This is a genomic window from Alteromonas abrolhosensis (genome assembly GCF_001953635.1).
GTDB lineage: Bacteria > Pseudomonadota > Gammaproteobacteria > Enterobacterales > Alteromonadaceae > Alteromonas > Alteromonas abrolhosensis.
In genome coordinates this window covers 393,260-405,370 of record NZ_MEJH01000003.1, presented here as the reverse complement: position 1 = coordinate 405,370, position 12,111 = coordinate 393,260, and the positions used below count along the sequence as shown (strand labels likewise).

Here is a 12,111-nt window from a genome sequence, read left to right as displayed (position 1 = left end):
ATGAAGAGAGGGGCCAGTATCGATTACTTTGACGTTATTTGGCGAGCTGCGGCGATGATACCTTCTGCATCTAAACCGTGCTCTTTGTACATTTCTTGCTGTGTGCCCTGCAGTATGAAACTATCAGGCAGCCCTAACATCTTCACCGCTTTTAATACGCCATTTTGCTGCAAGTGTTCTAGTACGGCACTACCAGCACCGCCCATAATACAGCCGTCTTCTAGCGTGATAAGCGCGCTGTGTTCACTGGCCGCTTTTAACACGGCATCGCCGTCTAACGGCTTAATGAAACGCATGTCGATAACCGTGGCGTCAATCGCCTCTGCAGCTTCAAGAGCGTAAGGCAGTAAGCAGCCAAAGTTTAGAATGGCGATACTTTCAGACTTGCCTTTTGACGATTCACGACACGTACGAGATTTACCAATCTCAAGCTCTGTCATGGCTTCGTCTGGGGTAATACCCATACCTGCACCACGAGGGTAGCGAACAGCAGCTGGCTTTTGTAGCTTGTGACCCGTGTAAAGCATTTGGCGACATTCATTTTCATCTGAAGGAGCCATAACCACCATATTTGGAATACAGCGAAGGAAAGCGATATCAAACGCACCTTGGTGAGTAGGACCATCGGCGCCAACGATGCCCGCTCTATCAATGGCGAACAATACGGGCAGATCTTGAATAGCTACATCGTGAATGAGTTGGTCATAGGCACGCTGCAGAAATGAAGAATAAATTGCAACAACCGCGTTCATTCCTTCTTTCGCAAGGCCTGCGCCAAAGGTCACCGCGTGCTGTTCGGCAATTGCAACATCAAAATATTGCTCCGGAAAACGCTGAGAAAACTCAACCATGCCTGAACCTTCACGCATGGCTGGCGTTACCGCCATTAGCTTAGGATCTTGCGCGGCCATATCACATAGCCATTTACCGAAGATTGCAGAGTAGGTAGGGGCTGAAGGCTTAGATTTTGGCAATGCATTGTCAGCCGGATTGAATTTGGGAACCGCGTGGAACTTGATAGGGTCTTCTTCAGCAACCGCGTAGCCTTTACCTTTCTTAGTGACTACATGCAGTAACTGAGGGCCGTCAAACTTACGCATATTGCGAAGGGTGTCAACTACAGCATTAACGTCATGGCCGTCGATAGGGCCAATGTAGTTAAAGCCAAGCTCTTCAAATATCGTGCCCGGGACAACCATGCCTTTAATGTGCTCTTCTGCTCGGCTGGCAAACTCTTTAATTGGAGGCACATTGCTTAGCAGCTTTTTGCCGCCATCGCGTATAGAATTGAAAAAATTACCTGTAAGTAAGCGTGCTAAGTGGCTGTTTAACGCTCCAACGTTTTCAGAGATAGACATCTCGTTGTCGTTAAGTACAACTACCATATCTTTCTTTATATCACCAGCGTGGTTAAGTGCTTCAAACGCCATACCAGCGGTCATTGCACCGTCGCCAATTACCGCTACCACCTTTCTGTTTTTGCCTTCTTTTTCGGCAGCCACAGCCATGCCCAAACCTGCACTAATCGATGTAGATGAGTGACCAACTGCAAAGGTATCGTAGTCGCTCTCAGGCGGCCATGGGAAAGGGTGCAGACCATTCTTTTGGCGAATGGTGCTCATGCGCTCTGCACGACCCGTGAGGATTTTGTGCGGATATGCTTGATGACCTACATCCCAAAGAAGTCGATCGAAGGGAGTGTCGTACACATAGTGCAGAGCGACGGTCAGTTCCACTGTGCCTAAACCTGATGCAAAGTGCCCACTGGTTTGGCTTACGCTATTAAGTAAGTACTCACGCAACTCATCGGCGAGCTCGCGTAATTTGTCTTGGGGCAACTGCCTCAATTTATCGGGTGTTTGCGCAAGCGCAAGCGTTGGGTAATGTTGGAGATCTAAACTCATGTACTTATTATCTTTTTCAACATGGCGCGTGGCTAATGGTCGCGTTTTACCAAAAGCTCGCTAAACGCAATTAAACTGTCAGTATTGTAGGGTAAACGCGCCAATGCTTGAAGTGCATTATTGTGAAGCATTTCTAATTCTTGTTTAGCGCCTGAAATGCCTAGTTTGGCTGGAAATGTATTTTTTCCTAACGCTTCGTCTGACCCCGCGGGCTTACCTAATTTTTCGCTACTGCCTTCAACGTCTAAAATATCGTCTTGAACCTGGAAAGCTAACCCAATATCCGCGGCATAAGCCATTAAGTCAATTTTAGTTTGCGCTAGTAAGCCTTCGCTGACAATAGCGACCATTTCAACACAGGCTTTTAATAACGCGCCGGTTTTCAATCTATGCAGCTGTTTTAGTTCTTCTAGCGAAATGGTTTTACCGGTGCTGGCTAAATCGATAGCTTGCCCGCCGCACATACCTACATATCCAGCACTTTTAGCCAGTACAGACAGTAACTGACTACGTTTTGTTTCAGCATACGTGCTTAATGGCGCATCTGCTAACACCGTAAATGCAAGTGCCTGCAGCGCGTCGCCAGCTAAAATAGCGGTCGCTTCATCAAAAGCGATGTGACAGGTTGGCATACCACGGCGCAAATCGTCGTCGTCCATGGCTGGCAAATCATCGTGCACTAGTGAATAGGCATGCACACACTCAATGGCCATACTAATGGCCATTTGGTCTTTTTTGGGCACGTCTAGCGTATTGCCAACGACCTGAACTAGTAGTGGGCGCATGCGCTTACCGCCAGCCAGCAAGGCGTGGCGCATTGCGTCTTTCAGGCGTGGCGCGTAATCGGGTAATTCGTCAATTAATGTAAGAAGAGATGCATCAGTTTGCTGTTTCACTTGCTGATGCAAAGCAGAAAAATTCATAGATTGCCTGTTAGTTAAAAATGAACGGTTTACGGTTGTTCACTTTCAGGAAGAGGGTGGAGCGTTTCTTCGCCTTGTTCACTTAGCAGTATTTTCACTTTTTGCTCAGCGTTTTCTAGCGATTGTTGGCCTTGGCGGGAAAGTGCTATACCGCGCTCAAATTTTTCTAATGCTTTATTAAGAGGCAGATCACCGTTTTCCATTTCGTTAACGATAGCTTCTAGTTCTGATAAAGTTTCTTCAAAAGACGCTGATGCTTTTTCTGTCTTCATAAAACACTCAATGTAGTGGCCAAAATACGTATACCGCGCACATTAACCGAGGGTTGCACAAGGGTCAAATGGTTTGTCCGTATATCGCCTATATCACAGTGACATAGCTTTTTTTTCATTCAGTTCAAAAAGCAACACAGAAGTAAATTGTGCTATATTCGATGCAAGGCTCGTTAACCTTTCAGAAGTAACCGTGTTATTTGCTGTGAAGGAAAAAGTAAGGCGCTGAAAAAGCGCTAGATATTTTTAGTTTATAAAAACAGACAAAGCAGCGCTTTTACATAGAACCTACTTCATAATAAACAAATAAATGTGATATTTTTCAATAATGTCGTTTTAGTATTTCTATCTTTTGCCGATAGGGTATTTGTACACTAACAGCACTGACTGCGCATAAATGGGGAAGAGTGAGTGGATTTAGCAACCGTCATAGGTATGTTGGGCGCCATTGGTTTCATAGTTATGGCTATGATTCTGGGCGGCAGCTTGGGCATGTTCATCGACGTGCAATCAATACTTATTGTATTCGGGGGAACACTATTTGTTGTCCTATCTCAGTTTACGTTGGGCCAATTCTTCAGTGCGGGCAAAGTTGCTGGCAAAGCATTCATGTTCAAAATCGAAACGCCTGAAGAGCTTATCGAAAAGATTGTTGAAATGGCAGACGCTGCACGAAAAGGCGGATTTCTGGCATTAGAAGAAGCGGAAATTTCAAATGAGTTCATGCAAAAGGGTGTGGACATGCTGGTTGATGGTCACGACATTGAAGTGGTGAGAGAAACGTTAGCTAAAGATATTTCGATGACGACGGAAAGGCATGAGTTCGGCGCTTCTATATTTAAAGGAATGGGCGACGTAGCACCTGCGATGGGTATGATTGGTACTTTGATCGGTCTGGTTGCCATGCTTTCAAACATGGATGACCCTAAAGCTATCGGCCCTGCCATGGCGGTAGCGCTATTAACCACGCTTTATGGTGCCTTTTTTGCCAACGTCGTGTGTTTGCCAATTGCCTTTAAACTGGCGGTAAGAGCCGGTGAAGAGAAGTTAAACCAGAGTCTTGTTCTTGACGGTATTGTGGGTATTGCCGATGGCCAGAATCCACGTGTTATCGAAGGGGTATTAAAGAACTACCTTGCGGCGAGTAAACGCGGAAGCGCAGAGGAAGAGTAATGGCCGAAGAAGAATGCCCAAAATGTCCCCCCGAGGGACTTCCAGCTTGGATGGGAACCTTCGCAGACTTAATGTCGTTGCTTATGTGCTTCTTTGTACTGCTACTTTCGTTTTCGGAAATGGACGTACTGAAGTTTAAACAAATTGCAGGCTCTATGAAGTTTGCCTTTGGTGTTCAGAATAAAATTGAAGTAAAAGATATTCCAAAGGGCACCAGTGTTATTGCTATGGAATTTCGTCCGGGTAAACCGGACCCTACGCCCATTGAGTCCATTCAGCAGCAAACTAACGAAATGACCCAGCAAATGCTGGAATTTCAGGCTGGTAATGAGGACTCTGCCGGAGGAAGGCAGAAGCAGCGCGGCGAGCAGCGTGGCGGACAATCTCAACAAACTGCTACAGAATCGTCTTCATCGGCTGAACAAAGCACCGATCAGTCGCAAATGGCTGAGCTTATGAAAAAAGTGGCTCAGCAGCTCGAAAAGCAAATTCTGGATGGTTCGGTGGAAATGGAATCGTTGGGCCAGCAGTTAACCATTCGAATCCGTGAAAATGGTTCCTTCTCGGCGGGCTCAGCCTTTTTGCAGCCGCAGTTTCAACCAGTGTTAAGAAAAATTGGTACGCTGTTGGCAGATGTGCCTGGAGAAATCGAAATTTCAGGGCATAGCGACGGTCAGCATATCGCGAACGAACTCTATCGTTCTAATTGGGACTTGTCTGCACAGCGCGCCGTGGCGGTTGCCGAAGCCATGCGTACCGCGCCAGGTTTTGACGAGAGTCGCATGTCGGTAGTGGGCAAGGCAGATACCGACCCTATTGTAGAGAATGCTACAACTTCTGCTGATAGAGCTAAGAACCGTCGTGTTGAGATTAATATCAACCAGGGTAAACCAATGCTGTCGAAGCCTATCTCAGTGGTTGACGATTAGCACTTTTACCCAATGTCAGCGTTAAACAAAAAAGCGGCACCGTATGGGCGCCGCTTTTTTGTTTTGTCATTACTATCGATAATTAGAAGTGTTAAACACGAGCCAAATCATGCCTGTAGTGAGGTTTTGAAATAACTAGCTGGACAGTACTAATTGTTCGTTCTAGAAAACCACCTTCACAATACTTGAGATAATAGGTCCACATCCGCATAAAACGCTCGTCATAGCCATCATTTAATAGCTCATCTCTTGCAGAGATAAACGCTTCATACCAATGGTTCAGCGTTTTCGCATAATCTATTCCTATGTCGTGTAAGTCACGAATCATCATATTGGTATATTTTTTCAGATGAGCGTTAAGTTGGTGCTGGGACGGTAAAAAGCCGCCTGGGAAAATATATTTCTGTATAAAATCGACGCTGTTTGAATAGCTGTCGTAACGTCTATCATCAATGGTTATCGACTGAAGCAACATGAGGCCGTCGTCTTTTAAAAGTGACGAACATTTCTCAAAGAAATTCCCTAAAAACTGCTTGCCTACTGCCTCAATCATTTCAATAGAGACCAACTTATCGTACTTTCCTTCCAGTAAACGGTAGTCTTTTTTAAGCAAAGTGATTTTACTTTCAAGACCTTCACGGGCAATCCACTCTTTCGCCCATGCATGCTGCTCTTCAGATATCGTTGTGGTTGTCACACGGCAGCCGTAGTGCTTAGCTGCATACACGGCTAGGCCTCCCCAGCCTGTACCTATCTCAAGAAGGTGGTCACGCTCAGTCAGCTGTAATTTGTCGCATATAGCTTTGAGCTTATAGTTCTGTGCCTCGTTTAGCGTAGAATTTGGGTCTGGATATATTGCCGATGAATACATCATGGTCGGATCTAAAAAGCGTGTATAGAGCTTGTTGCCCAAATCATAATGGGCCTCAATATTCTTTTTCGCCTGATCTTTAGTATTCCGACGGGCGAAATGTTGAAGCTTATTGAAGGGCATAGTGACCCATTTAAACTTATTTTCCCATTCATCAAGGGTGGTCAAATTTCTAGCAAACACTCTTACTACAGCGGTCACATCATCACTGTCCCACAATCCATCCATAAACGCTTCACCAGCGCCTACGCTTCCGCCAAGTAGTAAACGCCGATAGGCTTGCACATCTTTAATATTAACCGTTGCACGCAAATCGCTATCTTCTGTGCCGAAACGTGCAATGACATCGCCGTTTTCTTGAATAGTTAAACTACCAAATGGTAGTTGTTTTAAGCATTGTAAAAAAAGGGTTCTACATGCTTTATCTACAAAGGAGACCTCTGAGGTGGTCAGTAGTACAGATTCACCAAAAGACATTGTTATTGTTCCTGACTCTTTTCTGGGTGTGTATACAGTGGCGTTCGTTTAATAAGTAATTTAAGGGCGTGCCAATAAATTCCAGCCACAGTTTTTATTGTCATACTGGGTATACGTTTAAGTGCCGCAGATAGATTCGCATTATCTAAAGTAAATTTAGTCAAATTAATCCCTGCACTGAACTCTTTGTCGTCTCTTATACAATCCATCGCAAGTGACAGTCTAGACGACGGCTGCGATATCGACCATTTGTAGGTCATATCCATTGGATTAAAAGGGGAGACATGAAAAGCTTTTGGCGTATCGTCTTGAGTGTCTAAATTTACAAGGTAGTGATGGCGCTCATTCCATGGCGTATTACTTACTTCGGCAAGCATATGCGTATACTTACCTTCGGTATTGCGTAGGTAATAGAAGTTAACCGGGCTGAAATAGAGCCCCCACATACGCAGTTGTCCCAGCATAAAAACATCACCTTTAAGTGTTATCCCGTCATTTAACTCAGTCATTCTCTCAAGCACAGCCTGCTTGAGTGAAACAGAGGCATCACCTAAGTAGTCTTCACGCTTGAAACGCACTCTAGCCTTGTCGTATGCAGAGAAGCGTTTTAACGAACTGGACAAGGTTTCGAGTTCGTTGCTCTCAAGTTTTAACCAAAACAGATAGATGTCGTAGTCAAATTTATGCTGGGTAGGCTTAAACCGCTGGTGATACACCTTACCTTTATAGATAGCACTTTCAATCACAGGGCTTCACCGAAACGAGCACATACATCAAGAGCGCTGGTGACACCGTCTTCGTGAAAGCCGTTGTACCAGTAAGCCCCACAGAAATGTAAGTTGTCGACGCCACAGATCTCGTTTCTTCTTGCTTGTGCATTGACCATACTGGCACTGTATTGCGGATGCGCATACCTATAGCTGCGCAAAATGCTGCCTTCATTGATTTCAGGTGTATTGTTTAGGGTTACACAATAGGTGTTCCTTGCCTCAAGTCTTTGAAGAATATTCATGTTGTAAGTGACAGAAGCAGGGCGAGATTCCTCGCTACTGTCTTCTTTCAAGCTGTAGTTCCAGCTTGCCCACGCTAACTTTCTTTTAGGTAGTTGCGAAATATCTTTGTGCATCACTACGTCATTCTCTGCGTAAGGTATCTTCCCTAAGATATCCTGATGGAGCGAATTTGGAGAGTGAAGCATTTTTAATGCTTGGTCGCTGTGACAGGCGAAAATCACATGATCATACATCGCAGCGTTGCCTGATGAATCGGTAACCTGCCATTTATTATCGCTTTTAGCTACAGAAACAACGGCTGTTGATAGTTTGATTTTAGACTTAAACGGCGCGATTAACGGAGCAATATATTGGCTAGAGCCACCTTTAATTGTGTACCACTGAGGTCGGTCGGTTATGTTGAGCAAGCCGTGATTATTAAAAAATTGCAGAAAGAACGTGAGTGGAAACTTTCTCGTTTGCTCTAAGCTGCTAGACCAAATTGCAGCGCACATAGGCAAAATGTAATAACGTGCAAAGTCATCGCTTAGTTTTAATTCATTAATAACATCTTCTAACGTAAGTGAAGATGTATCACGGTTCTCAGCGACCATGGCTTTACACGCTTTATTAAACGTTAATATGTCTTTCACTATACGCCAGAACTTAGGCCTCAGGATATTACGTCGCTGCGCGAACAAGCTGTTTAAGTTATTGCCGTTGTATTCAAGGTTCGCCTTTTTACTCATTACAGAGAAGCTCATCTCTGTTGGTTGATAGTCAACGTTTAGCTGAGTAATAAGCTTTATAAAATTGGGGTAGGTCCAATCGTTAAAAACGATAAAACCGGTGTCGATATGGTGGGTTTCTCCATTATCATCAATTTTCTTTGTTGCAGTATGACCACCTACATAGTCATTTGCTTCGTATACCGTAATATTGTGCTGCCTATTTAAAAGGTGCGCGCAGGTTAACCCTGAAATACCTGTGCCTATAATGGCAATCTCATTTTTCATTATTTTTCTCTTATTGTTCTTCTCGCATCGCTAACGATAAGCGCTTTTGTAGTGGGGTTGGTAATATGTGCATAAAGCGAAGAATAAAACCAAATACTCTAGGAAAGAAAACAGTTTGTTTATTGCTCTCAATCCCCTTGAGCATAGCATCAGCGGCTTCTTCAGCACTGATTTTCATTGGCATTTCGAAATCATTCTTATCGGTGAGAGGTGTTTCTACAAATCCAGGAGACACCGCTTGCACTTTCACTCCTTTGTGATGAAGGTCAACTTCCAGCGATTTAGTAAAATAATGCAGAGCAGCTTTGCTCGCACCGTAGGCTTGAGTTCGTGTGAAAGGAAGTAAACGGGCCATACTGTCCACAATCACAAGTTTGTCGCCACGCTTAAGTCTTGGAAGTAGGGCGTCTACACAATGAACTACACCAAAGAAGTTAGGTTCGAAAACACGCCTAAACATGTCAGGCTCAAAGTCATCAATATCGACATATTCGCAGGTACCAGCGTTGAGGACAGCAATATCGAATTTAACCGTTGCTAGTGCTCGTCGAGTATCGTCAAGACTGGTAACATCAAACTGACAAGCGTTGATGTTGCTATACTTGCTAAGCTCGTCGAGAGTCTCTTTATTTCGACCGCATGCAATAACCTGGTAACCTTTATTCGCAGCGTTTATAGCTAACGCTTTGCCGATACCAGATGTTGCTCCGGTAATTAACATAGTTTTCACTGTGCTAGCTTCCCTTTAATTTTTTTAACTACAAAACCTAAAATGGGTACGTGCTCATAAACCATTTCGCCCAAGTCGTAGTAATCTTTGTGATAGATGATACTGTCTTTCTTGACACCAAGTTGGGTAGTGCCATCTAACGTTATTTCTTTCGAATTACTTTTAAGCGTTAGTTTCATGGTCCAATTGGCAACGTGGGTAACGTCACTGTGTTTTCGCTCTTCTTCCCCGGCGTTCGTAGATGAACACATGTACACATCTGATATATCAAATTTGCAGCTTTGGGCTTGGGTTAATAAATTGGAAAAGTAATGTTTAACCTCTTCGATGCCACGATGTGTAGTGATAGGGTCTATAAACAAAACATCATTGGCGTAGATTTCTTCCAAGTCTTCCGGCGAAATCTGACATATATCTGTGTAAAATTTACAAAAGCGTCCAATGACGTCCATAGGCCTTCCTATCATGATATTTAAATCGCGAGATTGAGTATTGATGAAATACCACTCTGAAAAAATTCGAGGGCACTTTTTCTTATTTGTCGCAAGTCTCTGATTCGAAATCTGTTAATGTTCTTATTCAAAAATTAAGTTACACCAAACAACATTCTTAAGATCATGTTTTTCTGTTTATCTGTGAAAAATTTTCCCATTCGATCCTATTTGTTCTCACTTGCGTAATTATTTTCGTGTTTTCGGAAGTGCTGAGTATGAGTGTAGAACGTTTCCCTTTATTCCCTTTATCTGCGCACCTTCTGCCGGAAGGTAGAATGGCGTTGCGTATTTTTGAGCCTAGATATGTGCGTATGGTTAAGCAGGCATGCGCCGAAAATAAAGGCTTTGTCATGTGCATGCTAAATGCGAATGGCAATAAAGAATTGAATGAACACATTCACAAAATAGGGACGTACGCGAAGGTTGTTGACTTCGATATGCTTGACGATGGGTTGCTTGGCATAAAGGTTGCTGGTTCTCATTTAGTTGAGGTAAGTAGCATTGAAGTTGAAAAAGATGGTCTTCGTACCGGTAGTTGTAAGGTTTTAGAGCCTTGGCAGTGCGATTTGGCCCCTCAACAAATAGCGCCTATGGACGAGCGACTTAAAGAAATATTTGGAAATTACGAAGAACTGGCATCGCTGTATGAATCACCAAAATTTGATTGCCCTCACTGGGTATTAAATCGATGGTTAGAATTGCTGCCAGTTGATGGTTCTCAAAAACAGCACTTTTTAGCGCAAAGAGAATGTACTGGTTTACTTAATTACCTCTCTGCTTTAATTGCTTAAGAGTGAGAACTGAATTGTTATATTACAAATTCGTAATCCAATATTCGCGATTTTCGCAAACGTTTTAAGTCATAACGCCGTAGAATGATACAACCAAAACGGAAAAGCGGACGAATCTTATGTTAGTTGGAATTCCTTTGGAACAAAGTAACAGCACAATCAAACCTAAAGAGTGTGCTACTGAAATGTCTGATTACCTTGTCGCGGTTGCAGATGCCCGGTGCAAACGTTCTTTTGCTCGTGTGTTTAACTACTTCGCGCCTCGTTTACGCTCTTATGCATTAAAACAAATGGGTAATGAGGCACTGGCAATGGAACTGGTGCAAGATACTATGTCGAATGTTTGGCAAAAGGCGCATTTGTTCAATGCAGAAAAGGGTTCTCCTTCAACGTGGATTTTTACCATTGCACGGAATATCCGCTTTGATATGTTGCGCAAATTGCAAAACAGAAAAGAAGACGTGTGTTCTGATGACTTATGGCCGGTTTTATGCGAACAAACTGCGGACGCTAATGAAGCGCCACTTGACGAGCAAGTTACTTTAGAGCAGATTGGTTATTTATTTGAATCACTTCCTGTAAAGCAAAAAGCTGTGGTCGAAGCTATTTATATTGATGGCAAGTCACAACAAGAAGTTGCCGATGAGCTTTCTATTCCATTAGGTACAGTAAAGTCGCGTACGCGCTTGGCGCTTCAACGATTAAAGGTCATGTTAAACGATAATGATTAGGTTTCACCCAAGTGCCCAACAGCTTAGAGATTTCGTTGAGGGCACATTGTCACCTGCTATATCACTGATGGTTTCCGCACATTGTGACATGTGCGAAAAATGTCAGCGTTTTGTAGAGATTGAAACAGAAAGTCTTGCCGCTCAAATGGTATCGAACGCGAGTCTGAGTGCTGGCGACAGAACCGAAATGACACTTCAGTTTGGCGACATGCTGTCCCAAATTACCCAACTTCCGTCTTCTAGACAAAATGGTTCAGCGGCAAAGCAACCGCTAGAATATAGAGAACCGTTGAAACATAAAGCATCTTCCCAAGTAAATAGTGGCGTAAAGACAGTAGAATTAGATGGCCGAGTGTTTACTTTACCCAGAACATTGCATCGCTACATCGACAAAACAGGTAACTGGTCAAGTCTTGTAGGAAAGTTGTGGCAAGCGCCTGTAGATTTAGGTAATCAAGGCGTAGCAAATTTCATATTCATGGGAAGTGGCGGCAGTGTTCCAGAGCATACCCACCGAGGAACAGAATATACCCTAGTTATTGACGGTGAGTTCAGTGATGGACTGAGTCGGTACGATACAGGGGATTTTATTTATATGGACGGCGAGAAAACACATACGCCTAAATCTGAAGGGAAAGATGGGTGTTTAGTTTTCAGTATAGTCGACCAACCACTACATTTTACATCAGGTCTAGCTAGGTTGCTAAACCCCTTTAGCCACTTGTTTTTCCGCTAGTATCCTTTGCAAGGATGCGAGCATAAGTACCTAGAAACCAAACAAAAAACGCACATAAGTGCGTTTTTTAGT

13 protein-coding genes are annotated in these 12,111 nt (G+C 43.7%); 5 read left to right on the top strand and 8 right to left on the bottom strand.

Going from position 1 to position 12,111, the window contains the following annotated elements; all coding sequences use genetic code 11:
• Window positions 1-23 precede the first annotated feature (23 nt).
• Genes dxs through xseB form a run of 3 tightly spaced genes read right to left on the bottom strand, consistent with a single transcriptional unit; the run spans window position 24 to window position 3,099 of the window.
• Window positions 24-1,904: a 1-deoxy-D-xylulose-5-phosphate synthase gene (dxs, locus tag BGK61_RS03870; RefSeq protein WP_014998925.1), complete on the bottom strand. Its 1,881-nt coding sequence runs from the start codon at window positions 1,902-1,904 to the stop codon at window positions 24-26.
• A gap of 32 nt (window positions 1,905-1,936) precedes the next feature.
• On the bottom strand, window positions 1,937-2,827 hold the full coding sequence (locus BGK61_RS03865; protein ID WP_076026016.1) for a farnesyl diphosphate synthase: 891 nt from the start codon (window positions 2,825-2,827) through the stop codon (window positions 1,937-1,939).
• A gap of 29 nt (window positions 2,828-2,856) precedes the next feature.
• On the bottom strand, window positions 2,857-3,099 hold the full coding sequence (xseB, locus tag BGK61_RS03860) for an exodeoxyribonuclease VII small subunit (RefSeq protein ID WP_076012967.1): 243 nt from the start codon (window positions 3,097-3,099) through the stop codon (window positions 2,857-2,859).
• Between the two features lie 411 nt (window positions 3,100-3,510).
• On the opposite strand from xseB, the gene pomA reads away from it, so the two are divergent.
• Window positions 3,511-4,272, top strand: coding sequence for a flagellar motor protein PomA (gene pomA, locus BGK61_RS03855; protein WP_014950082.1), 762 nt, complete (start codon window positions 3,511-3,513; stop codon window positions 4,270-4,272).
• Window positions 4,272-5,201, top strand: a complete 930-nt coding sequence (locus BGK61_RS03850; protein ID WP_014998922.1) for a flagellar motor protein MotB — start codon at window positions 4,272-4,274, stop codon at window positions 5,199-5,201. The genes pomA and BGK61_RS03850 overlap by 1 nt, the downstream gene beginning before the upstream one ends.
• A 91-nt stretch (window positions 5,202-5,292) precedes the next feature.
• Here the strand turns inward: BGK61_RS03850 and BGK61_RS03845 are convergent, their stop codons facing one another.
• Genes BGK61_RS03845 through BGK61_RS03825 form a run of 5 tightly spaced genes read right to left on the bottom strand, consistent with a single transcriptional unit; the run spans window position 5,293 to window position 9,739 of the window.
• Complete coding sequence (locus BGK61_RS03845; protein WP_076012639.1) at window positions 5,293-6,549, bottom strand: SAM-dependent methyltransferase; 1,257 nt, start codon at window positions 6,547-6,549, stop codon at window positions 5,293-5,295.
• Between the two features lie 2 nt (window positions 6,550-6,551).
• Window positions 6,552-7,295, bottom strand: a complete 744-nt coding sequence (locus tag BGK61_RS03840; protein WP_083648718.1) for a DUF1365 domain-containing protein — start codon at window positions 7,293-7,295, stop codon at window positions 6,552-6,554.
• Complete coding sequence (locus tag BGK61_RS03835) at window positions 7,292-8,557, bottom strand: NAD(P)/FAD-dependent oxidoreductase (RefSeq protein WP_076012638.1); 1,266 nt, start codon at window positions 8,555-8,557, stop codon at window positions 7,292-7,294. Before BGK61_RS03835 ends, BGK61_RS03840 begins: the two co-directional genes overlap by 4 nt.
• A gap of 10 nt (window positions 8,558-8,567) precedes the next feature.
• Window positions 8,568-9,287: an SDR family NAD(P)-dependent oxidoreductase gene (locus BGK61_RS03830; protein WP_076012637.1), complete on the bottom strand. Its 720-nt coding sequence runs from the start codon at window positions 9,285-9,287 to the stop codon at window positions 8,568-8,570.
• On the bottom strand, window positions 9,284-9,739 hold the full coding sequence (locus BGK61_RS03825) for a nuclear transport factor 2 family protein (protein ID WP_076012636.1): 456 nt from the start codon (window positions 9,737-9,739) through the stop codon (window positions 9,284-9,286). The genes BGK61_RS03830 and BGK61_RS03825 overlap by 4 nt, the downstream gene beginning before the upstream one ends.
• A 257-nt stretch (window positions 9,740-9,996) precedes the next feature.
• Between BGK61_RS03825 and BGK61_RS03820 the strand changes: the two genes are divergently transcribed.
• The 3 genes from BGK61_RS03820 to BGK61_RS03810 all read left to right on the top strand — a co-directional run bounded on the left by BGK61_RS03820 (window position 9,997) and on the right by BGK61_RS03810 (window position 12,039).
• Complete coding sequence (locus tag BGK61_RS03820; protein WP_076012635.1) at window positions 9,997-10,572, top strand: LON peptidase substrate-binding domain-containing protein; 576 nt, start codon at window positions 9,997-9,999, stop codon at window positions 10,570-10,572.
• A 119-nt stretch (window positions 10,573-10,691) separates the two neighbouring features.
• Window positions 10,692-11,303 carry a sigma-70 family RNA polymerase sigma factor gene (locus BGK61_RS03815; RefSeq protein WP_014998915.1) on the top strand — a complete coding sequence of 204 codons (612 nt, stop codon included), beginning with the start codon at window positions 10,692-10,694 and terminating at the stop codon, window positions 11,301-11,303.
• On the top strand, window positions 11,296-12,039 hold the full coding sequence (locus BGK61_RS03810; RefSeq protein WP_076012634.1) for a ChrR family anti-sigma-E factor: 744 nt from the start codon (window positions 11,296-11,298) through the stop codon (window positions 12,037-12,039). Before BGK61_RS03815 ends, BGK61_RS03810 begins: the two co-directional genes overlap by 8 nt.
• Window positions 12,040-12,111 lie beyond the last annotated feature (72 nt).